This is a genomic window from Paracoccus bogoriensis (assembly GCF_019431455.1).
Lineage (GTDB): Bacteria > Pseudomonadota > Alphaproteobacteria > Rhodobacterales > Rhodobacteraceae > Paracoccus > Paracoccus bogoriensis.
The window spans coordinates 1-25,665 of sequence record NZ_JAHYSR010000005.1 but is presented as its reverse complement, the minus strand read 5'-3'; the positions used below and the strand labels follow the sequence as shown (position 1 = coordinate 25,665).

The following is a 25,665-nucleotide window of genomic DNA, read 5'->3' as shown; positions in this document are numbered from 1 at the left end:
CAGGGTGGAATGCCCTCACGAATCGCGGGAACAGGGAAGAACAGGCAAGGACAGAAGATGAGCGATCCGGCAGAATTCTACATGAACACCCTCGTTCCCATGGTGGTCGAACAGACTTCGCGCGGCGAACGGGCCTATGACATCTTCTCGCGGTTGCTCAAGGAACGGATCATCTTTGTCTCGGGTCCGGTCCATGACGGCATGTCCACGCTGATCTGCGCGCAGCTTCTGTTCCTCGAGGCGGAGAACCCGTCCAAGGACATCAGCATGTATATCAACAGCCCCGGCGGCGTCGTGACTTCGGGCCTGTCGATCTATGACACGATGCAATACATCCGCCCCCGCGTCTCGACGCTTGTCGTGGGTCAGGCGGCCTCGATGGGCTCTTTGCTGCTTGCCGCGGGTGAACCGGGGCTGCGCTATTCGCTGCCCAACAGCCGGGTGATGGTCCATCAGCCCTCGGGCGGCTTCCAGGGGCAGGCGACCGATATCCTGATCCATGCCCGCGAGACCGAAAAGCTGAAGCGTCGCCTGAACGAGATCTATGTGAAGCATACCGGAAAGACCCTCGCCGAGGTCGAGGAAGCGTTGGAGCGCGACCGCTTCATGTCCCCCGAAGAGGCGAAGGAATGGGGCCTGATCGACGAGGTCGTGACACCCCGCGGCAAAGCGGACCCGGACAAGAAATAGCCGTGTTGGGGATTGTGACGGGCTCGGTCCGTCCTTAACATGACGACAAGCCCGTTCCGCCTGATAGCGGGGCGGCAGAACAGGACACGCGGCCGAAGGCAAAAGCCGGGGCTGCCCGCAGACCGCCTGACCGGCTGCGGAATTGAAGGAAGTGGACGATGGCGAACCAGTCCGGCGGCGACGGCAAGAACACGCTCTATTGCAGTTTCTGCGGCAAGAGCCAGCACGAGGTGCGAAAGCTCATCGCAGGGCCGACGGTGTTCATCTGCGATGAATGCGTCGAGTTGTGCATGGACATCATCCGCGAAGAGACGAAATCGACGGGGCTCAAGACCGGCAACGGCGTGCCCACCCCGCGCGAGATCTGCAATGTGCTGGACGATTACGTGATCGGCCAGGAACATGCCAAGCGCGTCCTGTCGGTGGCGGTGCACAACCATTACAAGCGGCTCAATCATGGCGGCAAGGGCGATATCGAACTGGCCAAGTCGAACATCCTGCTGATCGGCCCGACGGGCTGCGGCAAGACGCTTCTGGCGCAGACGTTGGCCCGCATCCTGGACGTTCCCTTCACCATGGCGGATGCGACCACGCTGACCGAAGCCGGTTATGTCGGTGAGGATGTCGAGAACATCATCCTCAAGCTGCTGCAGGCCAGCGAATACAACGTGGAACGCGCGCAGCGCGGCATCGTCTATATCGACGAAGTGGACAAGATCACGCGCAAATCCGACAATCCTTCGATCACCCGCGATGTCTCGGGCGAAGGTGTGCAGCAGGCGCTGCTGAAGATCATGGAGGGCACGGTGGCCAGCGTTCCGCCCCAGGGGGGGCGCAAGCATCCGCAGCAGGAATTCCTGCAGGTGGACACGACCAACATCCTCTTCATCTGCGGCGGTGCCTTTGCGGGGCTGGATCGCATCATCGCGCAGCGCAACAAGGGCACGGCGATGGGCTTCGGTGCCTCGGTCAAGGAAAACGACGATCGCGGCGTGGGCGAGTTGTTCAAGGAACTGGAACCCGAGGATCTGCTGAAATTCGGCCTGATTCCGGAGTTCGTCGGTCGTCTGCCGGTCATTGCCACCCTGACCGATCTGGACGAGGAGGCGCTCATCACCATCCTGACCAAGCCCAAGAACGCGCTGGTCAAGCAATATCAGCGCCTGTTCGATCTGGAAGGCGTGCAGCTGACCTTCACCGACGACGCATTGACCGCCATCGCCAAGCGCGCCATCAAGCGCAAGACCGGTGCGCGCGGCCTCCGCTCGATCATGGAAGAGATCCTGCTGGACACGATGTTCGAACTGCCCGGCATGGACAGCGTGGTCGAGGTGGTCGTCAACGAGGACGCAGTCGAAAATCCCGGCGTGAAGCCGCTGCTGATCCATACGGATGCCAAGAAGGAAAGCGCCTCGGTCGGCTGAGGCACGCCCTTTGGGCATGTCGTTGCGCTGGACCTTGCCGCCGATCTGCGGCATATGACCTCTGACAGAGCTTCAACACGGTGGACCCGATGTCCTTTCTGCTGCGTTTCCTGACCTGGTGGAACAGCCAGACGCTCAACACCCAGTTCTGGACTTGGCGCAACGGGGTCAAGGTCGGCGAAGATGCCGAAGGAAACGTCTTTTACAAAAGCCGCGATGGAAAGCGTCGATGGGTCATCTATAATGGCGAATCCGAGGCCAGCCGCATCAGCCCCGAGTGGCATGGCTGGCTGCACCACACCTGGAACGAGCCTCCGACCGAACAGCCCCTGCCGCGCAAGGCCTGGGAAAAGCCGCACAAGCCGAATCTGACCGGTACGCCAGCGGCCCATGTGCCCGAAGGTTCGCTGATGCGCGTCCAGCCCGCCCGGCGCCGCGACTACGATGCCTGGCAGCCGGAATAGATGAGCAGTAGCGCGTCCGAAGCTCGGGCCGAGCTGATCGCCGGAGGCATCGTGCTGGCGGTGGCGCTGAGCTTTCTGGGCTGGGCCGCCAGCGGGCGGATCATTCCCGGCAGAGGCTATGAAGTCAGGGCCTCTTTTCCCGATGTCGATGGGGTGACGGTGGGCACCGAGGTCAGGCTGGCCGGTGTGCCGGTCGGTCGCGTTTCTGCGATCACGCTCAACCGGCAAACCTACATGGCCGATGCGGTGTTGCGGCTGCCGCAGGATGTGCTGCTGCCATCCGACAGCGCCGCGATCATCCAGTCGGACGGGCTTCTTGGTGGCGCCTATATTCAGATCCAGCCCGGCGGAAGCATGGATAATCTGGCCCCCGGCGACGAGATCGAGGATGTCCAGGGCGCGGTCAGCCTGTTTCAGCTGATGATGAAATTCGTGGACAGCCAAGCCGGCGAGGCCACGCCATGACGCGACTGGCCGCGGCGCTGGCCCTGTTGCTCGCCACCGGCGCGCTGGCACAGGATCGGGGCGAGACTCAGCGTGCCGGTGGTGCCATCCTGCGCGGGCTCGACAAGGTGTCGGGACGAGTTACCGATCTGCCCATCCAGGTGGGCGAAGCGATCCGCTACGGCCGGCTCGAGATCCGGCTGGGCGAGTGCCGCTATCCGGCGGCCGATCCCAGTTCGGATGCCTACGCCCAGTTGACGATCATTGACCTGCGCCAGAACGCGCAGGTCTTTGCGGGCTGGATGTTGGCCAGTGCGCCTGCCCTTTCGGCGCTGGACGATGCGCGCTATGATGTCTGGGTGATCTCCTGCCAGAGCTGATCGGCCTCGGGCAGAGGATGCAGACGGAAATCGGCGGGCAGGGCGATCGCCTCGCGCAGCAAGGCGTGATATTGCGGGCGCGGGATTTCGTAGCCGCCCATGCTGGCCAGATGCGGTGTCAGGAACTGCGTGTCGAACAGGCGGAAGCCGCAGCGTTTCAGGTGCGACGAGGTCCAGAGAAGCGCCATGCGTGATCCACTCCGCCGCGTTGAGAACATCGACTCGCCGAAGAATGCGCCGCCGATCGTGACGCCGAAAAGACCGCCCGCCCGCGCGCCGTCGTGTCGGATCTCGATCGCATGGGCGTGCCCGGCGCGATGCAGCTGGTGATAGAGCTGACGCAGCGGCCCGTTGATCCAGGTCGTTTCGCGGGCGGCACAGGCTTCGACGACCGCGTCGAAATCGCAATCGAGATGCGCCGTCCATCCACCCCGCCTCAAGTCCCGCAGCAGAGAGCGCGAGGCATGAATCCCTCCGATCGGCAGCACCCCGCGCATCGGAGGGTCAACCCAGAACAGGCGATCATCCTCGGCACTGTCTGCCATGGGAAAGACGCCCCGCGCATAGCTTTCCAGCAGACGCGCGGGGCCGATCATCGGGTCAGCCGTAATGCCGTTCCAGCCAGCGCTCGAGCCAGTGGATCGAGTAATCGCCGGACTGGATGTCAGGCTCTTTCAAAAGGTCGCGGAACAGCGGCACGGTCGTATCGACACCATCCACGATCAGTTCGCCCAGGGCGCGCGACAGGCGCGCCAGCGCCTCGTCGCGGTCGCGGCCATGGACGATCAGCTTGCCGATCAGGCTGTCATAATAGGGCGGGATCGAATAGCCTTGATAGAGCGCCGAATCCATCCGCACGCCAAGCCCGCCGGGCGCGTGGTATTGCGTGATCCGACCCGGGCAGGGCGTGAAGCCCGGCACCTTTTCGGCATTGATTCGCACCTCGATGGCATGACCGTTGATGGCCAGTTTGTCCTGCTCGAATTCCATCGGCAGGCCGGCGGCAACGCGGATCTGCTGGCGAACAAGGTCCACGCCAAAGATCGCCTCGGTGACGGGATGTTCGACCTGAAGGCGGGTGTTCATCTCGATGAAATAGAACTGGCCATCCTCGTAGAGGAACTCGATCGTGCCCGCGCCGGAATAGCCGATCCTGGCCACGGCATCGGCGCAGATCTTGCCGATCCGGGCACGTTCCTCGGGGGTGATGGCGGGGCCGGGGGCTTCCTCCAGCACCTTCTGGTGGCGGCGTTGCAGCGAGCAGTCGCGTTCGCCCAGATGGACCGCGCGGCCCTTGCCATCGCCAAAGATCTGGATCTCGATGTGGCGGGGCTTCTGAAGGTATTTCTCGATATAGACATCGGGATTGCCGAAGGCGGCCTTGGCTTCGGACCGGGCGGTGCGGAAGGCGACTTCCAGGCTGGATTCGTCCTGGGCAACCTTCATGCCCCGGCCGCCGCCGCCGGCCGTGGCCTTGATGATGACCGGATAGCCGATCTGCGCCGCGACCCGCTTGGCCTCATCCACGCTGTTCACGCCGCCATCGCTGCCTGGAACACAGGGCACGCCAAGCGCCTTCATCGTGTCCTTGGCGGTGATCTTGTCGCCCATGATGCGGATATGTTCCGCGCGTGGACCGATAAAGACCAGATCGTGATCCTCGACCATCTGGACGAAGCCGGCATTCTCCGAAAGGAAGCCGTAGCCCGGATGGATTGCCTGAGCGCCGGTGATCTCGCAGGCAGAGATCAGCGCGGGCATCGACAGGTAGCTCTGGCTTGATGGAGGGGGGCCGATGCAGACCGATTCGTCGGCCATGCGGACATGCATCGCATCCGCATCGGCAGTGGAATGGACCGCGACCGAGGCAATGCCCATCTCGCGGCAGGCGCGGATCACGCGCAGCGCGATCTCGCCCCGGTTGGCGATGAGGATCTTGTCGAACATGCGCGTCACTCGACGATCATCAGGGGCGTGCCGAACTCGACCGGAATGCCGTCATCGACCAGAATGCGCTTGACGGTGCCCGCACGGGGCGAGGGGATATGGTTCATGGTCTTCATCGCCTCGACGATCATCAGCGTGTCGCCCTCGGCGACGGTCTGGCCCAGGGTGACGAAGGGCGCGGCACCCGGTTCCGGCGCCAGGTAAGCGGTGCCGACCATGGGCGAAACAACGGCGCCGGGATGGCTGGCCGGATCCTCGCCGACAGCGGGGGCAGCCAGAGCCGCGGGCGCGGCGGGAGCAGAAGAGGCGGGCGCGGATGCGGCGACCGGGGCTGCGACGGGGGCCTGCGCCTGGACGACCTGCTTGACCTGCTTGGTCAGGCTGACGGTCAGGCGGTCATGTTCGCCATATTCGCGCTTGACGGAAATTTCGTTCAGTTCGCTTTCGTTCAGCAGTTCGGCCAGCGACCGGATGAAGGCAACATCGCCCTCGTGATGCTTGCCCGTTTTGGAATCGTTGCTCATGCCATCCTCTGCCATGTTCTGGTCGGGCCGCGTTCCTGCGCGGCGATTGAGGGGCTTATAGCCTTTCTGACTGCCCAAGGGGAAGGGTCTGGCGCCCATCAGCGGCGGGGGGCGGGAATTCAATGCCTTCAGCCCTGCCGCGCCGCCTTTTCGGCCAGACCCGAGAGACCTTCGCGCCGGGTCAGTTCGGCTTCGATCTCGGCCAGCGTGATGCCGCGCGCGGCCAGCATGACAAGCAGGTGAAAGATCACATCCGCCGCCTCGGCGGTCAGGCGCTCGCGGTCGCCCCGGACGGCCTCGATGATCGCCTCGACGGCCTCTTCGCCGAATTTCTCGGCGCATTTCTCGGGGCCTTTGGCCAGCAGCTTCGCGGTCCAGGAGGCCTCCGGATCGGCGCCTTTGCGGGCCTCGATCGTGGCGGCAAGGCGGTGAAGCGCGCTCATGTCAGCCTCACCGGGATGCCGGCCGCGGCCATGTGGGCCTTGGCCTCGGCGATGGTGTGGGTGCCGAAATGGAAGATCGAGGCGGCCAGGACCGCACTGGCGCGGCCCTCTGTCACGCCCTCGACCAGGTGATCCAGCGTGCCGACACCGCCCGAGGCGATGACGGGGATAGTCACAGCATCGGCGATGGCCCGGGTCAGCGGCAGGTTGAAGCCCGCCCGCGTGCCGTCGCGGTCCATCGAGGTCAGAAGGATTTCGCCCGCGCCCTTCGATTCCACCAGGCGAGCGAATTCGACCGCGTCGATGCCGGTGGGCTTTCGGCCGCCATGGGTGAAGATCTGCCATTTGCCCGGCGCCACGGTCTTGGCGTCGATGGCCACGACGATGCACTGGCTGCCGAATCGGTCCGCGGCCTGGGCCACGACATCGGGGTCGGCCACGGCGGCCGAGTTGAAGCTGACCTTGTCCGCCCCCGCCAGAAGCAGCGCGCGCACATCCTGGTGAGTCCGCACGCCGCCGCCGACCGTCAACGGCACGAAGCATTGTTCCGCCGTGCGCGTCACCAGATCGAACATCGTGCCGCGGTTTTCATGCGTGGCGTGGATGTCGAGAAAACAGATCTCGTCGGCGCCGGCGGCGTCATAGGCGCGGGCCGCCTCGACCGGGTCTCCGGCATCGACCAGATCGACGAAGTTCACGCCCTTGACCACGCGGCCATCGGCCACGTCGAGGCAGGGGATGATGCGGGTCTTGAGCATCGGGCAGGGCCTTGGGCTGTCGCTGTCAGGGTGCTTCTAGCGCAGGCGGGCCCGAGGGGCCAGAGCGGGCAAGGGGGCGCTGCCGCCCATCACGCAAGCGCGATTTCCCCCGGGATATTGGGGCCAAGACAAAGGATCAGCCGAGCGCGGCGAGCGCTTCGGCCAGATCTAAGGCACCGTCGTAGAGCGCCCGGCCCGAGATTGCGCCCGCGATCACGCCCGTCGCGGCCAGCGCCTTGAGATCGGCCAGCGAAGAGACGCCGCCCGAGGCGATGACGGGGATCTGGACGGCGCGGGCCAGCGCCTCTGTCGCCGCGATATTGGGGCCGCCCATGGCGCCGTCACGGTCGATATCGGTGTAGATGATGGCGGCGACGCCCGCATCCTGGAAGCGGCGCGCGAGGTCGGTCGCCTCGATATCGGTCTCGGTCGCCCAGCCTCGCGTGGCAACCCGGCCCGCCCTTGCGTCGATGCCGACCGCGATGCGGCCGGGAAAGGCGGCTGCGGCCTGGTGCACCAGATCGGGGTTCTCGACCGCGACGGTGCCCAGGATCACCCGGTCGAGCCCGCGCGAAAGCCAGGTCTCGATCGTGGCCATGTCGCGGATGCCGCCGCCCAGCTGGGCGGGGATGTCGATGGCGGCAAGGATGGCCTCGACCGCCGCGGCGTTGACGGGACGCCCTGCGAAGGCGCCGTTCAGGTCAACCAGATGCAGATAGCGCGCGCCCGCATTCTGGAAGGCGCGGGCCTGGGCTGCGGGATCGGTGCCGAAGACGGTTGCTGCTTCCATATCGCCGCGCAGAAGGCGCACGCAATGGCCGTCTTTCAGGTCGATGGCGGGATAGAGGATCATGGCGCGCCCTTCGGTGATGCTGTCGGTCTGGCGCGTCTTTGGCATGAGGCAAGGTCTGGCGGCAAGGGCCGGACCTCACGTCATGCTTGCCAGAAGCCCGGGCTGCGCGACAATCTGGTCCCATTCCTGAGGAGGAGGGACCATGCGTCACATGATTCTGGCCGTTGGGCTGGCGCTTGCCGCGGGTGCGGCTGCTGCCGACCCGATCGAGGGGGTCTGGCAGACCCAACCCGACGAGGGCGCCTTTGCCCATGTCACCATCGCGCCTTGCGGCAACGCCTTTTGCGGCACGATCACCAAGGCCTTCAAGGATCGGGCCGAATATGCTTCGCCCAATATCGGGCGGCAGATCGTCATCGACATGGCGCCCCAAGGCGGCGGCAATTACCAGGGCCGTGTCTGGCGCCCGGCCAATGACCGCATCTATGCCGGCAAGGCCAGCGTCTCGGGCGACCGGATGAGCCTGTCGGGCTGCGTCGCGGGCGGGCTTTTGTGCAAGAGCCAGACCTGGGTCAGGGTGCGGTAGGCGTCAGGCCGGGCGAGGGCGTTTCATGTTGGCCAGGTGGGCCTCGATCGCCTCGTCGATGTCGTCATACCAGGTCAGCCGCCCCGCTTCTAGCACGGCGCCGCAGTCGCAGATCTCACGCAGAAGGCCCATCGAGTGACTGACAACGACCGCCCCGGCCTGGGCCAGGCGGTCGTTGAAGACGCGGTTCGACTTTGCCTTGAAGGCCGCGTCGCCGACCGCCGAGACTTCGTCCACCAGGTAGGTGTCGAAGGGAACCGCCATCGAGATCCCGAAGGCCAGGCGCGATTTCATCCCCGAGGAATAGGTTCGGACCGGCATTCTGAAATGCTGGCCCAATTCCGCGAAATCGGCCACGAAATCGACCATTTCGTCGGTGTCGATACCGTAGATCCGCGCAACGAAGCGGGTGTTCTGTTCGCCCGTCAGCTCGCTGCTGAAATTACCCGAGAAGCCGACCGGCCAGCTGATCGTGCCGGTCGAGAGGATGCGCCCCGAACTGGGCAGCATCGCCCCCGAGATCATCCGCAGCAACGAGGATTTTCCCGCTCCGTTGCGCCCCAGCAGCGCGACCGAGGCGAAGCTGGGAAAGGTCATCGTGATATGGTCGGCCACGACCTTGTGGCGGCCGTTCAACGTGTAGGTCTTGCACAGGTCGTCCAGATGGATCATCGCCGGTCGCGCAGGCTGTAGAAGACCAGAGTCCCGATGATCCAGAGCAGCGACAGGAATCCGAAGATCATCGCCAGAAGCGTCATGCGTTCGGGAAATTCGGCGTCCTGAGCCAGGGTCGGGCGGATATAGGGCGCCAGATAGCGCGACTGGCGGGCGGCCTCGGCGCGGGCGGCCTCGTAGCTGGCCAGCGCGGCCGTATAGCTGGTCTCGGCGAATTGGCGTTCGACGGCGAGGGTCTCGAATTCGCCCACCAGATCGGACAGGGCGCGTTCGCCGTTGAGGCTGCCGATCTTCATGCGTTCGGCCTCGATCTGTTCCCGGATCACCTCGATGCGCAATTCGGTCTGCGCGATACGCGGATCGTTTTCCTGGGCGTTGGCGCGCAGCAGGCCAAGTGCGACCAGCTGTTCGGCCAGTTGCTGTTGAAGCGAGCTGACCACGCCGACCTGTCCCTGCACATCCGCTGCCGGATCGACCAGCTGATAGCGGTTGCGGAATTCTGTCATCCGGGTGCGCGCCTCGCTCAGCCGGGTTTCGGCGCGGTCCAGTTCCTGGCGAGCATAACGCAAGGCATCCTCGCGCGCGACATCGTTCAGTTCGTTGATCAGCAGGCCGCCTTCCTCAAGGATGGCCTTGGCGATGGCTTGTGCGTCCTCGGGGGTAAAGGCCAGGATACGCAGGTCGATCATGCCGCTGTCGAAGTGGATGCGGACCTTGCGGTCCCATTCCCGCGCCAGATCCTCGAGACTGCTGCCGCCGCGGAAGCGGAAGACCGGATCGTCGGGCGCTTTGGACCAGACCTCGCGCAGGTCGATCCGGGCATTGACCCGTTCGACCAGGTCACGGCTCTGGATGAACTTGTAGAGGATGTCGGTATCGCTGGACGAACTGTTGGTAACGCCGACCAGCGAGCCCAGCCCGCCCAGAATATCGGTGGCGCCCGGCGCGCTTTCGCTGCGGACCGAGAAGCCGACATAAGAGGCGTATTGATCGGCCGCGCGGAAGTGCAGATACCACGCGCTGACCAGAAGCGGCAGCATCACCACAAGGACGAAGCTGACCGCCAGGCCGTAATGGCGGGGCTTCATCGTGGCGGGGCTGGCCGTCGGTCGGGCCGGTTGGGCGGCTGCGGCTGGCTTGGGGCCGGCGGATTTCGGTGCCCGCGGCGCGGAGACCGTGTTCTTGCCCGCAGGCGTGACCGGTGCGGGGCTGTTCGAGGGAACCGACATGCGCGTTTTGCCGCCTTGGCTTGTTGATCTCTGCCCGGCCCTCATACATAAGCCGGATGGACACTTCCAGCGCGATCCCCGCCCGGACCGGGCAAAGGACCGTGAGCCGGAAAAGCCCGGAGCCCCCGCGATGTCAGACAGCCCCGCCCGCCAGCCGTCAGACCAATCCACCATTCGCCCGGCTGTGCCGTTGCCGCAGCGCAAGGCGGGCCGGGGTGAAACGCGCCGCCTGCAAGAGGTCCGCAAGCATCGCCGCTTTGCCTCGCTGCGCGCGATCGGTGCATTGATGCTGCGCGAAATGGCCACAAGCCATGGCCGGTCCGCAGGCGGCTATCTCTGGGCCATCGCCGAACCCGTGGGCGGGATCGTCCTCTTGACGCTGATCTTTTCGGTGGGCTTCCGGGCGCCGCCGCTCGGGACGAATTTCGCGATCTTCTACGCGACCGGGGTGGTCCCGTTCATGGCCTATCTGGACATGTCGAACAAGGTCGCGGGCTCGATCCGCTACTCCAAGCCGCTGCTGACCTATCCGGCGGTAACCTTCATGGACGCGCTGATTGCGCGCATCCTGTTCAGCGTCATCACCCAGGCCATGGTGGCGGTGCTGATCTTTTCGGGTATCCTGCTGATGCTGGACACGCGCACCGATCCGCAGATCCTGCAGATTGCGCTGGCCTTTGCGATGACGATCCTGATCGCAACGGCGGTGGGGGTGATGAACTGCTTTCTCTTCGCGGCCTTCGCCTGGTGGCAACCGGTCTGGAGCATCCTGATGCGGCCCCTGTTCCTGGTCTCCTGCATCTTCTTTCTGTTCGACACGATCCCGCTTCCCTATCGCGAATGGCTGTGGTGGAACCCGCTGGTTCATGTCGTCGGCCAGATGCGCAAGGCCTTCTATCCAAGCTATAGTGGCGATTACGTCAGCCATGTCTATGTGTTCGGGTTGGGGCTGGGATTGATCGCCCTGGGGCTGACGCTGCTTGTGCGCTATCACCGCGACCTTCAGCACAGCTGATCGGGGATCACCCTCGCTCGGCCAGCCGGGCCAGAACCGCCTCGCGCCGCACCACGCCGCCGCCTTCCAGCGCGAGGGCGGGCGTCTCGGCCAGGTGGCGCATGACCTCGCGCAGAGGCAGGTTGCGGGGCAGGCTGCGTGCGTCAGCAAGCGTGCCCTCCTGGGCGACATCCTCGGCGGTCAGCACGCCGAGCGGGTTCATATGGGCCACGAAATCCGCCACATAGCCATTCGCCGGCGCGGCGATGATCTGGCGCGCGGTGCCGACCTGCACGATGCGCCCCCCCTCCATCAGCGCGATGCGGTTGCCCAGCTTGAAGGCCTCGTCCAGGTCGTGGCTGACGAAGATGATCGTGCGCTTGGTGCGGGCCTGAAGCTCCAGCAACTCGTCCTGAAGCCGCGCGCGGATCAGCGGGTCCAGCGCGCTGAAGGGCTCGTCCATCAGCAGGATCGGCGCCTCGGTCGCAAAGGCGCGGGCCAGGCCCACCCGCTGCTGCATGCCGCCCGACAGATCGCCCACCTTGCGGTCGGCCCAGTCGGACAGGTTGACGACCGCCAGATGCCGGTCCACCACCGCGCGCCGTTCCGCCGCCGGAACGCCTGCCAGTTCAAGACCCAGGCCGACATTCTCACGCACGGTCCGCCAGGGCAGCAGGCCGAATTGCTGGAAGACCATCGCGACCTGGCGCAATCGGATCTCGCGCAGGGCGCGGCCGCGGGCGGCGGTCACGCTGACCATCTCGTCGCCCACGCGCAGCCGCACCTCTCCCCGGCAGACCGGGTTCAGCGCGTTCACCGCCCGCAGCAGCGTCGATTTGCCAGAGCCAGACAGCCCCATCAGGACAAGGATCTCGCCCTCGGCGACATCGAGGCTGCAATCATGGACGCCCAGAACCTGGCCGGTTTCTGCCTTGATCAGGCCGCGCTCCAGCCCCTCGTCCATCAGGGGCAGGGCGCGTTCGGGATGATCGCCGAAGACGATGTTCACGCGGTCGAACGCGACGGCGATACGGCTCATTTGCGGTTCTCCATGCGCAGCATCCGGTCCAGAAGGATGGCGACGACGACGATCACGAACCCGGCCTCGAAGCCGAGCGCGGTGTTCACGCTGTTGAGCGCGCGCACCACCGGCACGCCAAGCCCCGAAGCGCCGACCAGCGCCGCGATCACGACCATGGACAGCGACAACATGATTGTCTGGTTCAGCCCGGCCATGATCTGGGGCAAGGCGCTTGGCAGTTCGACCTTCCACAGAAGCTGGCGGCGGGTCGCGCCGAAGGCGGTTGCGGCCTCGATCAGCGCAGGCGGGGTCGAGGCGATGCCCAGCTGCGTCAGCCGGATCGGCGCGGGCAACACGAAGATGACCGTCGCCAGAAGGCCGGGCACCATGCCGATGCCGAAAAAGACGATGGCCGGGATCAGATAGACGAAGGTCGGCAGCGTCTGCATCAGGTCGAGAACCGGGCGCATCCAGGCGTAAAGCCGGGGCCTGTGTGCGGCAGCGATGCCGATGGGCACCCCGATCGCCATGCAGATGATGCAGGCCGACAGGACCAGTGTCAGCGATTGCAGCGTCTCGGTCCAGTAGCCCTGGTTGAGGATGAACAATAGCCCCGCTCCGACCAGCAGGACCGGCGCGATCCGGCGCTGCAGGCCGTAGGTCAGCGCCATGGCCAGCGCGGTGAAAAGCAGCGGATGCGGCGCCTGAAGCGCGGCCAGCACGGCCGCGATCAGCGCGTTCATCGCATTCGAGATCGCGTCGAATACCGCCGCGCCATGCGCGTTCAGCCAGTCAAAGGCCGAACGCGCCATCCGGCCGACGGGGATCTTGTTGTCGGTAATCCAGCCCAGGGGCGGGTCCAGGAAATCCATGCGCGCGTCCTTGCCTGCAGCCTTGCCCGGCGACCCAAGCGGGCGCGCCGGGCGGCAGAGCCTATCCCGCCAGAGCCTCGTTCAGGGCGGTCACGGCATCATTGCCGTCGATCGTGGTCACGCCATCCAGCCAGGGCAGCGCAGCCTCGGGATTGGCCGCCAGCCAGGCGCGCGCGGCCGCCGAGGGCTCCTGCCCGTCATTGAGGATCATGCCCATCAACTCGTTCTCCATCTCCAGCGTGAATTCGAGGTTCTGAAGGAAACGGCCGACATTCGGGCAATCCTCGACATAACCTGCGCGGGTATTGGTGCGGACCTCGGCGCCGCCCAGATCGGGGCCGAACACGTCATCGCCCCCGGTCAGATAGGTCATGTCGAACTGCGCATTCATCGGATGCGGCTCCCATCCCAGGAAGACGATTGGACGGTTCGCATTGCTGGCCCGCTGGACCTGCGCCAGCATACCCTGCTCGCTGGATTCCACCACCTCGAAGGTGCCAAGGCCGAACTTGTCCATCGCGATCATCTCAAGCAGCAGACGATTGCCGTCATTGCCCGGTTCGATCCCGTAGATGCGGCCTTCCAGCGCCTCCTTGTGTTCGGCGATGTTGGCGAAATCGGTGATCCCAAGATCGGCACCCGCGCGATTCGTGGCCAGGGTGTATTTCGCGCCGGTCAGGTTGGTGCGGACGGTATCAACGGTGCCGGCCTCGGCATAGGGGGCGATATCGGCCTCCATCGTGGGCATCCAGTTGCCCAGGAACACGTCAACATCGCCGGTGGACAGAGCCGTATAGGTGACGGGAACCGACAGGATGCGCGTCTCGGTCTGATAGCCCAGCGCCTCCAGCACGGTCGTGGCCAGCGCCGTCGTCGCCGTGATGTCCGACCAGCCGACATCCGAGAACACGACGCGGCTGCAATGATCGTCGGCCAAAGCCATCGTCGGCTGCGCCAGAAGGGCAAGGGCGGTGAGCGCGGGTGCGATGCGGCGATATGTCATCGAAACTTCCCTGTTCTTGATTGGTTGATCAATTAACGATAAGTGGTTCCGACATGGCAACAGGAAACATGGGGCGCAAAAGCGACATGCCGAAACTTGGGGCAGAGCCTATCCGAAAAGCCGCGTTGATCAACGCCACCATTTTCGAGGTGGGGCGGGCGGGCTCTCTGGACGTGACGGTTGCGCAGATCGCGCGGCGTGCGGGAATGTCTCCGGCGCTGGCGCATCACTATTTCGGATCAAAGGACCAGATGTTCCTGGCGGCGATGCGCTATATCCTGCGCATCTATGGCGACAGCGTGCGCGAATCGCTGCCCGGGCGCGGCACGCGCGGGCGGCTGAACGCGATCATCCGCGCCAGTTTCGCGCCCGTGAACTTTCAGCGCGAGACAGTCAGCGCCTGGCTGAACTTCTATGCGCTGGCCCTGACCAGCCCCGAGGCCGCGCGCCTGCTGCGGGTCTATCACCGACGCCTTCGCTCGAATCTGCTGGTCGCGCTGCGGGGGCTGACGGATGACCCGGGCCGCGTGGCCGACACCCTCGGCGCTCTGATCGACGGGGTCTATCTGCGTGCGGTTCTGACGCCCGGCCCGACCGACGCCGCCGCCGCGCAGCAGGTCATCGAAACCTATCTGAACGAGGCCCTTGCGTGAGCCGCCCCCAAGCCCAGCCTGCGGCAAGCCTGTTCATCGACGGCCAATTCGTCGAGGGCGAAGGCGCGGCGCTGACGGTGCGTTATCCCTTTACCGGCCAGCCCATCGCCGAACTGCGCGAGGCCAGCCCCGCGCAGGTGGCCACGGCCTGCGCGCGCGCCCGCGCCGCCCAGCCCGCTTGGGCTGCGCTGGCGCCCGTCGAACGCGGTCGCATCCTGGCGCGCGCCGCCGCCATCATCCTGGAGCGAAACGAAGAACTCGCGCGGCTCGAGACGCTGGATACTGGCAAGCCCATCCAGGAAACACTGGTCGCCGACTGGCCCTCGGGGGCGGCCGCGCTGGAATATTTCGCGGGTCTGGCGGCGACGCTGACGGGTCATATGATACCACTGGGGACTGATTGGGCCTATACGCGGCGTGAGCCTCTTGGCGTCTGCGCGGGCATCGGGGCCTGGAACTATCCCAGCCAGATCGCTTGCTGGAAGGCCGCGCCTGCGCTGGTGATGGGCAATGCGATGGTGTTCAAGCCGTCCGAGGAAACGCCGCTAGGGGCCTTGAAACTGGCGGAAATCCTTGCCGAAGCAGGGCTGCCCGCAGGCATTTTCAACGTCGTGCAGGGTGGCGGTCAGGTCGGCGCGGCGCTGGTCGCGGATCCTCATGTCGCGAAGGTCTCGCTGACCGGATCGGTTCCCACGGGGCGGCGCGTCTATGCCGCCGCCGCCGAAGGGATGCGTCATGTCACGATGGAACTGGGCGGCAAGTCGCCCCTGATCGTTTTCGACGACGCCAATCTGGAACACGCCGTCAGTGCCGCGATCCTGGCGAATTTCTATTCCTCGGGGCAGATCTGTTCGAACGGGACGCGGGTCTTTCTGCAGACGGGCATCCGCGACGCCTTTCTCGACCGTCTGGCCGAGCGTGTCCGCCGGGTGCAGATGGGCGATCCGCTGGACCCTGCGACGAATCACGGCCCGATCATCAACCCGACCCAGGCCGCCAGGATCCGCGAGGCCATCGCAGGCGGCATCGCCGCAGGCGCGCGGCTGGTCTGCGGGGGGGCGGGCGAGGGGGCCTTCATCCCGCCCACCGTATTCGCCGATGCCAGCGATGACATGGCCATCGCCCGCGACGAGATCTTCGGCCCGGTCCTGACCGCGTTGACCTTTCATGACGAATCCGAAGTCATTACGCGCGCCAACAGCACCGGTTTCGGTCTGGCCGCCGGGGTCTTTACCCGGGATCTGACCCGCGCGCACCGCGTCATCGCGGCGCTTGAGGCCGGAACCTGCTGGATCAACGCCTACAATCTCACGCCTGTGGAAATGCCCTTTGGCGGCGTCAAGCTGTCGGGTCTGGGCCGTGAAAATTCCGCCGCCGCCATCGAACATTATTCGCAGCTGAAATCCGTCTATGTCGGGATGGGAGGCGTCGATGCTCCCTATTGATCTGTCCAAGGCCGCCGCAGACGCGGACTATGTCATCGTCGGCGCGGGCAGCGCCGGCTGCGCACTGGCCTATCGTCTGACCGAGGCCGGGCGCCGCGTCACGCTGATCGAATATGGCGGCAGCGATATGGGGCCCTTCATCCAGATGCCGGGCGCGCTGTCCTATCCGATGAACATGAGCCGCTACGACTGGGGCTTTTCCACCCAGCCCGAACCGCATCTGGGCGGGCGCCGACTGGCCACGCCGCGCGGCAAGGTGCTGGGCGGGTCGTCCTCGATCAACGGGATGGTCTTCGTGCGCGGCAACCCCGCCGATTTCGACCATTGGGCCGAATCGGGCGCGATCGGCTGGGATTACGCGGGCGTTCTGCCATATTTCAAGCGGATGGAGACCTGGCACGGCGATCCGAACGGGGTGCAGACCTCGCCCTGGCGTGGGACCGACGGGCCGCTGCACGTCACGCGCGGCAAGCGCAAGAACCCGCTGTTCAACGCCTTCATCGAGGCAGGCCAGCAGGCCGGATGGCCCCGCACCGACGATTACAATGGCGCGCAGCAGGAAGGCTTCGGCCCGATGGAGGCCACGATCTGGAAGGGCCGTCGCTGGTCCGCCGCCAACGCCTATCTGCGCCCGGCCAGGCGCAGCGGCCTGCTGACCATCCTGCGCGGCCTTGCGCGGCGCGTGCTGATCGCCGATGGTCGCGCCGTGGGGGTCGAGCTGGACCGCAAGGGCCGCGTCCAGGTCGCCATGGCCACGCGCGAGGTGATCCTTTCGGCCAGTTCCATCAACACACCCAAGCTTCTGATGCTGTCAGGGATCGGTCCTGCCGACCATCTGCGCCAGCACGGCATCATGCCGGTCGCGGATCGGCCCGGCGTCGGCGCCAATCTTCAGGACCATCTTGAAATCTACATGCAATACAAGTCGCTGAAGCCGGTGACGCTTTACACCTATTACAACCTGCTGGGCAAAAGCCGGGTGGGGGTCGAGTGGCTGCTGCAAAAAACCGGGCTTGGTGCGTCGAACCAGTTCGAAAGCTGCGGCTTCATCCGCTCTTCGGATGCGGTGGATTATCCGGACATCCAGTATCACTTCCTGCCGCTGGCCGTGCGCTATGACGGAAAGGCGGCGGCCAAGGGGCACGGCTTTCAGGCGCATGTCGGCCCGATGCGGTCCAAGTCGCGCGGCACGATCCGCCTGGCATCGGCCGACCCCCGTGTCGCGCCCGAGATCCGCTTCAACTACATGTCCCACCCTGATGACTGGATCGAGTTCCGGGCCTGTGTGCGCCATACCCGCAAGATCTTCAGCCAGCCCGCCTTTGCCGAATATCGCGGCGACGAGATCCAGCCCGGCGACGGGGTTCAGACCGATGACCAGATCGACGCCTTCATTCGGGACCACGCCGAATCGGCCTATCACCCCTGCGGCAGTGCGCGGATGGGGGCGGCCACCGATCCGATGGCGGTGGTCGATCCGGAACTGCGCGTGATCGGGGTCAAGGGGCTCAGGGTCGCGGACAGTTCGATCTTTCCGCGCATCACGAACGGCAACCTGAACGCGCCTTCGATCATGACCGGCGAAAAGGCGGCCGATCTGATTTTGGGCCGCGTTGCGCTGGCCGATCCCGACCAGCCGCTGGCGGCGCAATAGGCCGCTCCGCGCCCGCCTGCCGCGGGCGCGCCAAGCTGCTCACGAATCCTGGCGGATCGCCTGGATCGTGGCGGCAAGCCCTGCACGGGGCAGGCCGCGCAGCATCTCGTCGCCGATGATGAAAGTCGGCGTGCCCTGAATGGCCATGATTTCGGCCAGTTGCCGGTTGGCGCGCAGAACCTGGGTCACGGGTTCGGTATTCATGCGGTTCAGGACCGGCTCGGCTTCGACCCCGATACGGGCGGCCAATGCGGAGAGGCTGTCGGCGGTGATGCTGCCACGCATCTCCATCAGCGCGTCATGGGCGGCCCGATAGGCGTCATCGCCCGCGATCTGATGCACCGAGATGGCAAAGCGCGACGCCAGTTCGCTTTCCGGCCCGAGAATCGGGAATTCCTTCAGAATCAAGCGTGTATTGCCGTCCTGCTCGATTGCGGCCATGATATCCGCGGCGGCTTGGCGGCAGACACCGCAGCGATAGTCGATGAACTCGACCACGGTCAGGTCGCCCTCGGGATTGCCGCCCACCCAGCTATGGCCATCGGCGAAGATGGCGTCGCGGTTGGCGGCGACCAGCGCGCGGTCGTTCTGCGCGCCCATCTCGGCCTGCCGCGCCTCGAGGACATTGATCGCCTCGACCAGAACCTGCGGGTTCTCCATCAGGTAGTCGCGCACGGCCGCGCCGAAGGCCTCGCGCTCGGTTTCGGTCATGGCGGACAGATCCAGCGACAAGGCGGGGGCCGCAGCCAGAAGCAACGCGGCGATCAGGCGTTTCATGGTGGTTCTTCCCCTGTTTTTCTGGCGCTCAACTTGCGCCTTCGGGCGTCCAAAGGCAAGGCGAGGTCCGCCGAAAGGAACTGGTCTGGCGGAGAGGGGCGCGCTAAACCGCTGCAAAAGGCAAGGGGACAGGCAATGAGGCATTCGAGGCGGGGGCAGGTGGACCCCTTTATCGTGATGGACGTGATGGAGAAAGCCGCACGCGCCGAGGCTGCGGGCCGCCATGTCATCCATATGGAGGTCGGCCAACCCGGCACCCCCGCCCCCGAAGGCGCCCGCCGCGCGCTGGCGCAGGCGCTGGACGCGCCGCTTGGCTACACGGTCGCGCTTGGCCTGCCTGCCTTGCGGCAGGGCATCGCGGATCTTTACCGGCGCTGGTATGGGGTCGATCTGGACCCGGCGCGGGTCGTGGTGACGCCGGGCAGCAGCGGGGCCTTCATCCTGGCCTTCTCGGCGCTGTTCGATGCAGGCGACCGGGTGGCGATGGGCTTTCCGGGCTATCCCAGCTATCGCCAGATCCTGCGCGCCCTGTCGCTGGAACCCGTCGGCATCCCGACCCGCCCCGAGGACCGCTATCAGCCCCGCCCCGAGGATCTGCCGCAGGCCGAGGGGCTGATCCTGGCCTCGCCCGGCAATCCCTCGGGGACGGTGCTGACCGCACCGGAACTGGCCGCGCTGTCACAGGCGGCAGAAGCTTGCGGCATGGCGCTGATCTCGGACGAGATCTATCACGGCCTGTCCTATGACGGGCGCTGCGTCTCGGCGCTGGAGGTGACGGATGAGGTCGTCGTCATCAACTCGTTCAGCAAGTATTTCTCGATGACCGGCTGGCGGATCGGCTGGATGGTCGTGCCCGAGCCGATGATCCGCACGCTCGAGCGTCTGGCCCAGAACCTGTTCATCTGCCCGCCCCATGCCAGCCAGGTTGCGGCGCTGGCGGCCCTGGATTGTATCGAGGAAGCCGAGGCAAACCTTTCCGTCTATGCGGAAAATCGGCGCCTGATGCTGGAGGGCCTGCCGCGGGCCGGCTTTCGCAGGATCGCCCCGCCCCAAGGGGCATTCTATATCTATGCCGATGTGTCGGACCTGACCGATGACTCGCTGGCCTTTGCCGCCGAGATCCTTGAACGCGCAGGCGTCGCGGTCACGCCGGGTCTTGATTTCGACCCCGAGCGTGGGCGCCGCACACTGCGCTTCAGCTATGCCCGCGCGACAGCCGACATCGTCGAAGGGCTTGCGCGGCTGGAAAGGTTCATGGCCACGCGATGAGCCGCCTGGTGCCGCCTTTCCGCGCCCTGCTGATGGCCCTCTGGCTTGCGCTGGCCCTGGCGCTGCCCCTGGCCGCCGAACCGGCGGTGCGGCTGGACCTGGGCGCATCCTCGCTGACACGGACCGAGCGCGGCTGGTGGCAGAGGCTTTTCGGCGAGCCCTCGCTGGAGCTTACGCTGGCTCTGGATCATGCGGTGCCCTATCGGGTCTTTCTGGTGGGCGATCCCGCGCGACTGGTGGTCGATCTGAAAGGCGTCGATCTGTCGGGGCTGAGCCCGTCGGATCTGTTCGGGCATGATCTGGTCCCTGCCTTGCGGTGGGGTATCTTTCAACCGGGCTGGTCTCGGGTGGTGATCGAACTGCCCGGACCATACCGGATCGCGCAGGCAGGAAAGGTCTCGGGCGGGGCGCAGCCGCGCATCGCCATCCTGCTGCATCCCGTTTCCAAGGCCGATTTTGCACCCCGCCCCTCGGCTGCGGCGGCCTTGCGCGATCTGCCCGACCCTGCCGATCTGCCGCCCGCCCGGACCCGGCCGGAAATGCTGACCGTCATGCTGGACCCCGGCCACGGCGGCTTTGATCCCGGCGCGCAGGTGGACGGCGAATCCGAGGCGGCGCTGGTTCTGGCCTTCGGTCTGGAACTGCGCGAGGAATTGCAACGGCGCGGTGTGAACGTGCAGATGACGCGGGATCGGGATGTCTATGTCGGGCTTCAGGCGCGGCTGACAATGGCGCGTCAGGCGGGGGCGGACCTGTTCCTGTCGCTTCATGCCGATGCGCTGCCCCAGGGCCATGCGGCGGGGGCAACGGTCTATGTCTGGAACCCCTCGGCCGATGACCGGGCGGCGGCGCAATTGGCGCTGCGCCATGAACGCGATGACATGCTGCGGGGGCTGGACCTGACCGGGCAGGACGACCAACTGGCCGCCGTGATGATGGATTTCGCCCGCACCGACACGCAGCCCCGTTCCGAGGCCTTCGCGCGCATCCTGACCTCGCGCATGGCGCTGCTGGGGATCGGCCTGCATGGCCGCCCGGTGCAGGGCGCCGCATTCTCGGTGCTGAAATCGCCCGACATTCCCTCGGCGCTGCTGGAACTGGGCTTCCTGTCGGACGAGACCGACCGCGCCAATCTGACCGACCCGTTGTGGCGGGCGCGCATGGTCGAGGCGGTGGCCGATGCCGTCACCGGATGGTGGACCGACGAGACTGCGCGGGCGGGTCTGTTGCGACGCTGAAGGCGGGGTAATCGTGTTTTGACCCGCAGCCCGCGCGGGTCTATAGACGGGACAATCTCCTGAAAGGCCTCTTCTGTCGTGGTTCGCAGCATCCTTTCCTTTTTTGGCGCGATCTTTTCGTGGTTCGTGACTGCGATCATCTTCGTCGCACTGACCCTGGGCGCGGTTTTCTGGATCTATTCCCGCGACCTGCCCAGCCACGAGACGCTGGCACAATACACGCCAAAGACCATCAGCCGCATCTATTCCTCCGAGGGCCGACTGATCGACGAATTCGCCGAAGAGCGGCGAATCTTCGTGCCCATCGACGAGGTGCCGGACCTGATCGTGCAGGCCTTCATCAGCGCCGAGGACAAGAACTTCTTTCATCATCCGGGCTATGACCTGCGGGGGATCCTGTCGGCAGCCTACGAGGCGGTCGCCTCGCGCGGCAGCAGCGTGCGCGGCGCCTCGACCATCACGCAGCAGGTGATGAAGAACTTCCTTCTGTCCAGCGACCGCAGCATCGAACGCAAGGTAAAGGAGCTGATCCTGGCCGCCCGGCTGGAAAACACGTTGACCAAGGATCAGATCCTGGAACTCTATCTGAACGAGATCTTCCTGGGCCAGAACAGCTTCGGCGTGGCCGCCGCCGCACAGACCTATTTCAACAAGTCGCTGTCCGAACTGGCGCCCCACGAGGCCGCGATGCTGGCCGCCTTGCCGCAGGCTCCGGGCCGGCTGCATCCGGTGCGCGCCAAGGGGCGCCTGACCGACCGGCGCAATTACGTGCTGCGCGAGATGTGGCATAACGGCTATCTGGACGAGGCCACCTTTCGGGCCGAAGCGGCCAAGCCGCTGCGCAGCGTCCAGAACGGCGATTTCCCCGGCTTTCAGAACAGCCTGCCACCCCGCGACTATTTTACCGACGAAATCCGCCGCCAGCTCAGCCGCGAATTCGGCCGCGAAGAGTTCTTCGGCGGCGGCCTGACGATCCGCGCCACCGTCGATCCCGACCTGCAAGCCCAGGCTGCGGCGGCCTTGCAACAGGCGCTGGAGGATTACGACCGGGGCCGCGGCGTCTGGCGCGGCACAGGCGAAGAAATCGACCCGTCGCTGCTGCGCGACGAGGCGGCGTGGCGTGGCGCGCTGTGGGATTTGCGCCTGCCGCGCGACATTCCCGGCTGGCGCCCGGCCGTCGTGCTGGCCATCGAAGGCAGCCGCGCCCGCATCGGGATCGAGGGCATTGCCGAAGAGCCCGAAGGCCACTGGATTCCGGCCGAGGATGTGACCTGGGCGCGCCGCCGGGACCGCCAGACGGGCAGTCTGGGGCCGCGCGCGCAGGGGGCGGGCGACCTGGTTCGTGTGGGCGAGGTCGTGCTGGTGCGCGCCCTCACGCGCGACAGCGATGGCAGCTTCCTGCGCTGGTCTCTGCGACAGGTTCCCGAGATCCAGGGCGGTTTCATGGCGATGGATGTCAATACCGGGCGTGTTCTTGCGATGCAGGGCGGGTTTTCGTATCAGTCCTCGGTTTTCAACCGGGCGACGCAGGCGCTGCGTCAGCCGGGTTCCAGTTTCAAGCCCTTCGTCTATGCGGCGGCTCTGGACAACAACTACACCCCCGCCACGATCGTCGTGGACGAGCCGATCCGCATCAACACGCCCCAAGGCCTGTGGGAACCCAAGAACGCTTCGGGGCGACATTACGGGCCGACCCCGCTCAGAACCGGGATCGAGCAGTCGCGCAACCTGATGACGATCCGTATCGCCGACAATATCGGCATGGAGACAGTGGCCGAATATGCCGAGCGCTTCGGCGTCTATGACCGGATGCAGCCTTTCCTGGCGAATGCTCTTGGCGCACAGGAAACGACGCTGTTTCGCATGGTTGCGGCCTATGCGATGTTCGCCAATGGCGGCGAGCGGGTCGAGCCGACGCTGGTGGACCGCGTACAGGACCGGCGCGGACGCACGATCTATCGCCATGACCGCCGCGTCTGCCAGACCTGCGGCCTGCAGGCCCTTCCGGCCGGAGCCGCTCCGGTGATCGAAAGCAATCGCGAGCGGGTGATGGACGCGATTACCGCCTATCAGCTGACCTCGATGCTGGAAGGGGCAGTGACGCGCGGTTCGGGTTCGGGGGTAAACCTGCCCGTCCCCATTGCAGGCAAGACCGGGACCACCAACGACGCCAAGGACGTGTGGTTCATCGGCTATTCCAGCAATATCGTGGCGGGCTGCTATCTGGGCTTCGACCAGCCGCGCACGCTTGGCAGCAATGCCTTCGGCGGCACGCTCTGCGTTCCGGTCTTCAACGCCTTCATGCGGGCGGCGGTGGCGGAATATGGCGGCACGGCCTTCCGCGTGCCGCCGGGCGGCTACTGGGTCAAGATCGACCGGGTGACGGGCCAGCGCCTGCCGGATGATGCGACGGGTCCGAACGTCATCGCGGAATATTTCCGCCAGGGCTCGGACCCGAACTGGGGCGCGCCCCTTGTCGTGACCGGCTTCGGCGACGGCCCGGTGATCCTGCCCTGGGAGGCGGGCGCCGAGTCGCGGGCATCGACCTCGATTGTCACTTCCACCGGTGAGAGGCGTGTCATCCCCAGCCGCACCGATTTCGGAACGATGTCGTCGGGCGGGCTCTACTGAGCCCGGGATTCAGCGGGGGAACCTTCGCTTGCGTCCCGCGGGGGGCGCCTGGAGGGATACCGCCATCCGCACCCCTATGCCCGGCGCTTGAGCGCTGCGCTCGCATTCCCAAGGCAAGGGCTGCACCAGGCGCCATCGCCAGGACCAGCCGCGCCGCCGCAACGGCGAGGTTGGTCGATTGCAGGGTCAGAAACAGTTCGTCAGCAAGCGCGACGCAGTCCCCCTTTTGCCGCTGGTGATCTGACCGGGCCATTCTCTGTGCGCATGAGTGTCGGATGTGTTGGCTTGGAACGAGACGGCAAAGTGGGCGTCCATCTGGACGGCTCGGTGGGCAGCGGGGTTTCGCGGCTGGAGGGGCTCGAGGGGCCGACCGGCGGCGGCGCAGGAAGGCGGCGCGGGCGCGGATCGCGGCGGAGAGCTGTCCCGGGGGCTTCGATGGCGGATATCGCGCGGCGGCACGGGAGGACGCGCTGGCAGGCCTGCGACTGGCGCAAGAAGATGCGGACGGGTCAGCTTGTCGTGCCCGAGAGCGTGGCGGCCCTGCCGATGCTTGCGGAGCTGGTCGTGGAGGCCCCCGCCGCGGCGATGCCGGCAGAGACGGGGCTCGCCACCGGCGTGGAGATCGTTGTCGGCGATGTCGTGATCCGCCTCGACGCCGATGCGGATGAGGCCCTGCTGACGCGGTCGATCCGGGCGGTGCGGGCGGCAGTGATGCTCGGCCAGGGTGGGGCAGTGAAGGTTTGCGTGGCGACGCGCCCGGTGGACCTCCGCAAGGGGATCGACGGCCTTGCGCTGGCCGTGCAGGAGATGGTCGGGCTGGACCCGTTCTGCGGTGCGGTCTTCGTGTCCCGTGCGAAGCGGGCCGACCGGATCAAGCTGCTGGTCCGGGACCAGACCGGGATGGTGCTCGTTCACAAATGCCAGGAGGGGGCCGCGTTCGTCTGGTCCCCGGTGCGGGATGGGGTGATGCGAATGTCCTCTGCGCAGCTGGCGGCTCTGTTCCAGGGGTTGGACTGGCGGCTGGTGCGGCCGGAACGGGCGCGGCGCCCGCTGGTCGCAGGATGAGCGGGCGGACGCAGGGGAAGCGCCTGTTCTTGCTGGCCAGGACCGCGTCAGCGTGGTTCGCTCCGAGGCATGGATGCCGATGCCCTCAGCCGCGAGAACGCTCATCTGACGGCAGGGCTCAGCGAGGTCGAGGCGGCGCTGCTCGGGCTGCAGGAGGCCAACCGCCGGCTGGAGGACATCTTGCGCGCCTCGCAGCGCGAGCGCTTCGGCAAGAGTTCCGGGAAACTGTCGCCCGGCCAGTTCAATTTGCCGCTTGAGGACGCCACTGGCCCAGGGCGTGCTTGAGGCCGCACAGGAGAAGGCCGAGCCCGCGCCTGCCCGGGCGCGCGGGGAAGAACCTCGCAAGCCCGCGCGCAACCGTGGCCATCTGCCCGCGCACCTGGCCCGGGTCGAGCGCGTGGTCGAGCGCGTGATCGAGCCCGGCCGCACGCTCTGCCCTTATGGCTGCGGCGAGATGGCCCGGATCGGAGAGGAGATCCTTGCGCGGCTCGATGTGATCCCGGCGCAGGTCCAGGCGCTGGTCACGCGGCACAGCCAGATGCTTGAATTCTTCCGGCGCCCGCCGCCCTGCCTGTTCGGTATGGAAGCCTGCGCCAGCGCGCACGACCGGGGGCGGGAAGTGATCAAGTTCGGGCATGATGTCCGGCTCATGCCGCCCACCTGCGTGAAGGGCCATGTCAAGCGCG

At 66.0% G+C, this 25,665-nt stretch carries 27 protein-coding genes and 1 pseudogene; 16 read left to right on the top strand and 12 right to left on the bottom strand.

What is annotated here, in order from left to right:
• Positions 1-57: 57 nt before the first annotated feature.
• From KY389_RS03610 to KY389_RS03590, 5 genes are all read left to right on the top strand, one after another.
• Positions 58-690: an ATP-dependent Clp protease proteolytic subunit gene (locus KY389_RS03610; protein ID WP_219829441.1), complete on the top strand. Its 633-nt coding sequence runs from the start codon at positions 58-60 to the stop codon at positions 688-690.
• A 158-nt stretch (positions 691-848) separates the two neighbouring features.
• A complete protein-coding gene (clpX, locus tag KY389_RS03605) occupies positions 849-2,114 on the top strand; it encodes an ATP-dependent Clp protease ATP-binding subunit ClpX (RefSeq protein ID WP_219829440.1) in 1,266 nt (421 codons plus the stop codon).
• A gap of 89 nt (positions 2,115-2,203) precedes the next feature.
• The gene (locus KY389_RS03600; protein ID WP_219829439.1) at positions 2,204-2,578 is read left to right on the top strand and encodes an NADH:ubiquinone oxidoreductase subunit NDUFA12; all 375 of its coding nucleotides are present in this window, start codon (positions 2,204-2,206) and stop codon (positions 2,576-2,578) included.
• The gene (gene mlaD, locus KY389_RS03595) at positions 2,579-3,043 is read left to right on the top strand and encodes an outer membrane lipid asymmetry maintenance protein MlaD (protein ID WP_219829438.1); all 465 of its coding nucleotides are present in this window, start codon (positions 2,579-2,581) and stop codon (positions 3,041-3,043) included. It begins immediately after the preceding gene.
• Positions 3,040-3,402 carry a DUF2155 domain-containing protein gene (locus KY389_RS03590; RefSeq protein WP_219829437.1) on the top strand — a complete coding sequence of 121 codons (363 nt, stop codon included), beginning with the start codon at positions 3,040-3,042 and terminating at the stop codon, positions 3,400-3,402. Before mlaD ends, KY389_RS03590 begins: the two co-directional genes overlap by 4 nt.
• Here the strand turns inward: KY389_RS03590 and aat are convergent.
• The 6 genes from aat to hisA all read right to left on the bottom strand — a co-directional run bounded on the left by aat (position 3,369) and on the right by hisA (position 7,927).
• A complete protein-coding gene (gene aat / locus KY389_RS03585; protein ID WP_219829436.1) occupies positions 3,369-3,998 on the bottom strand; it encodes a leucyl/phenylalanyl-tRNA--protein transferase in 630 nt (209 codons plus the stop codon). The genes KY389_RS03590 and aat overlap by 34 nt on opposite strands.
• Before the next feature lie 4 nt (positions 3,999-4,002).
• Positions 4,003-5,349, bottom strand: coding sequence for an acetyl-CoA carboxylase biotin carboxylase subunit (accC, locus tag KY389_RS03580; RefSeq protein ID WP_219829553.1), 1,347 nt, complete (start codon positions 5,347-5,349; stop codon positions 4,003-4,005).
• Positions 5,350-5,354: 5 nt separating this feature from the next.
• Positions 5,355-5,873 carry an acetyl-CoA carboxylase biotin carboxyl carrier protein gene (accB, locus tag KY389_RS03575; RefSeq protein ID WP_219829435.1) on the bottom strand — a complete coding sequence of 173 codons (519 nt, stop codon included), beginning with the start codon at positions 5,871-5,873 and terminating at the stop codon, positions 5,355-5,357.
• Positions 5,874-6,001: 128 nt separating this feature from the next.
• A complete protein-coding gene (locus tag KY389_RS03570) occupies positions 6,002-6,316 on the bottom strand; it encodes a phosphoribosyl-ATP diphosphatase (protein ID WP_219829434.1) in 315 nt (104 codons plus the stop codon).
• A complete protein-coding gene (hisF, locus tag KY389_RS03565) occupies positions 6,313-7,074 on the bottom strand; it encodes an imidazole glycerol phosphate synthase subunit HisF (protein ID WP_219829433.1) in 762 nt (253 codons plus the stop codon). The genes KY389_RS03570 and hisF overlap by 4 nt, the downstream gene beginning before the upstream one ends.
• Before the next feature lie 136 nt (positions 7,075-7,210).
• Complete coding sequence (gene hisA / locus KY389_RS03560) at positions 7,211-7,927, bottom strand: 1-(5-phosphoribosyl)-5-[(5-phosphoribosylamino)methylideneamino]imidazole-4-carboxamide isomerase (protein WP_219829552.1); 717 nt, start codon at positions 7,925-7,927, stop codon at positions 7,211-7,213.
• A gap of 142 nt (positions 7,928-8,069) precedes the next feature.
• Between hisA and KY389_RS03555 the strand changes: the two genes are divergently transcribed.
• Positions 8,070-8,453: a DUF2147 domain-containing protein gene (locus KY389_RS03555; protein WP_219829432.1), complete on the top strand. Its 384-nt coding sequence runs from the start codon at positions 8,070-8,072 to the stop codon at positions 8,451-8,453.
• A 3-nt stretch (positions 8,454-8,456) separates the two neighbouring features.
• On the opposite strand, the gene KY389_RS03550 is transcribed toward KY389_RS03555, so the two are convergent.
• Together KY389_RS03550 and KY389_RS03545 are read right to left on the bottom strand one after the other, a co-directional pair.
• A complete protein-coding gene (locus tag KY389_RS03550; protein ID WP_219829431.1) occupies positions 8,457-9,125 on the bottom strand; it encodes an ABC transporter ATP-binding protein in 669 nt (222 codons plus the stop codon).
• Complete coding sequence (locus tag KY389_RS03545; protein WP_246587923.1) at positions 9,122-10,357, bottom strand: KpsE/RkpR family capsule polysaccharide export protein; 1,236 nt, start codon at positions 10,355-10,357, stop codon at positions 9,122-9,124. The genes KY389_RS03550 and KY389_RS03545 overlap by 4 nt, the downstream gene beginning before the upstream one ends.
• A 130-nt stretch (positions 10,358-10,487) precedes the next feature.
• Here KY389_RS03545 and KY389_RS03540 point away from each other — a divergent pair, with 130 nt between their 5' ends.
• Complete coding sequence (locus KY389_RS03540; protein ID WP_219829430.1) at positions 10,488-11,372, top strand: ABC transporter permease; 885 nt, start codon at positions 10,488-10,490, stop codon at positions 11,370-11,372.
• A gap of 7 nt (positions 11,373-11,379) precedes the next feature.
• On the opposite strand, the gene choV is transcribed toward KY389_RS03540, so the two are convergent.
• The 3 genes from choV to choX form a co-directional block, all read right to left on the bottom strand.
• Positions 11,380-12,390 (bottom strand): choline ABC transporter ATP-binding protein, encoded by a 1,011-nt coding sequence (choV, locus tag KY389_RS03535; RefSeq protein WP_219829429.1) that lies wholly within the window; start codon positions 12,388-12,390, stop codon positions 11,380-11,382.
• Positions 12,387-13,244, bottom strand: a complete 858-nt coding sequence (gene choW / locus KY389_RS03530; protein WP_219829428.1) for a choline ABC transporter permease subunit — start codon at positions 13,242-13,244, stop codon at positions 12,387-12,389. The genes choV and choW overlap by 4 nt, the downstream gene beginning before the upstream one ends.
• Positions 13,245-13,305: 61 nt before the next feature.
• The gene (gene choX, locus KY389_RS03525) at positions 13,306-14,247 is read right to left on the bottom strand and encodes a choline ABC transporter substrate-binding protein (protein ID WP_219829427.1); all 942 of its coding nucleotides are present in this window, start codon (positions 14,245-14,247) and stop codon (positions 13,306-13,308) included.
• Between the two features lie 86 nt (positions 14,248-14,333).
• Here choX and betI point away from each other — a divergent pair, with 86 nt between their 5' ends.
• From betI to betA, 3 genes are read left to right on the top strand one after another with little or no spacing between them, the layout of a single operon-like run.
• Positions 14,334-14,900, top strand: coding sequence for a choline-binding transcriptional repressor BetI (betI, locus tag KY389_RS03520; protein ID WP_219829550.1), 567 nt, complete (start codon positions 14,334-14,336; stop codon positions 14,898-14,900).
• The gene (gene betB, locus KY389_RS03515; protein WP_219829426.1) at positions 14,897-16,345 is read left to right on the top strand and encodes a betaine-aldehyde dehydrogenase; all 1,449 of its coding nucleotides are present in this window, start codon (positions 14,897-14,899) and stop codon (positions 16,343-16,345) included. Before betI ends, betB begins: the two co-directional genes overlap by 4 nt.
• Positions 16,332-17,999, top strand: coding sequence for a choline dehydrogenase (gene betA, locus KY389_RS03510; RefSeq protein ID WP_219829425.1), 1,668 nt, complete (start codon positions 16,332-16,334; stop codon positions 17,997-17,999). Before betB ends, betA begins: the two co-directional genes overlap by 14 nt.
• Before the next feature lie 39 nt (positions 18,000-18,038).
• Here the strand turns inward: betA and KY389_RS03505 are convergent, their stop codons facing one another.
• A complete protein-coding gene (locus KY389_RS03505; RefSeq protein WP_219829424.1) occupies positions 18,039-18,776 on the bottom strand; it encodes a DsbA family protein in 738 nt (245 codons plus the stop codon).
• A gap of 135 nt (positions 18,777-18,911) precedes the next feature.
• Between KY389_RS03505 and KY389_RS03500 the strand changes: the two genes are divergently transcribed.
• The 6 genes and pseudogenes from KY389_RS03500 to KY389_RS15805 form a co-directional block, all read left to right on the top strand.
• Positions 18,912-20,045, top strand: coding sequence for a pyridoxal phosphate-dependent aminotransferase (locus KY389_RS03500; protein ID WP_219829423.1), 1,134 nt, complete (start codon positions 18,912-18,914; stop codon positions 20,043-20,045).
• Positions 20,042-21,283, top strand: coding sequence for an N-acetylmuramoyl-L-alanine amidase (locus KY389_RS03495; RefSeq protein WP_219829422.1), 1,242 nt, complete (start codon positions 20,042-20,044; stop codon positions 21,281-21,283). Before KY389_RS03500 ends, KY389_RS03495 begins: the two co-directional genes overlap by 4 nt.
• Positions 21,284-21,361: 78 nt before the next feature.
• Positions 21,362-23,914: a penicillin-binding protein 1A gene (locus KY389_RS03490; RefSeq protein WP_219829421.1), complete on the top strand. Its 2,553-nt coding sequence runs from the start codon at positions 21,362-21,364 to the stop codon at positions 23,912-23,914.
• A gap of 435 nt (positions 23,915-24,349) precedes the next feature.
• Positions 24,350-24,979, top strand: a complete 630-nt coding sequence (gene tnpB / locus KY389_RS03485) for an IS66 family insertion sequence element accessory protein TnpB (protein ID WP_219829420.1) — start codon at positions 24,350-24,352, stop codon at positions 24,977-24,979.
• Positions 24,980-25,048: 69 nt separating this feature from the next.
• The gene (locus KY389_RS03480; protein WP_219829419.1) at positions 25,049-25,264 is read left to right on the top strand and encodes a transposase; all 216 of its coding nucleotides are present in this window, start codon (positions 25,049-25,051) and stop codon (positions 25,262-25,264) included.
• Positions 25,257-25,665: pseudogene (locus KY389_RS15805) on the top strand (hypothetical protein); the annotation flags it as partial. The gene KY389_RS03480 and the pseudogene KY389_RS15805, both read left to right, overlap by 8 nt.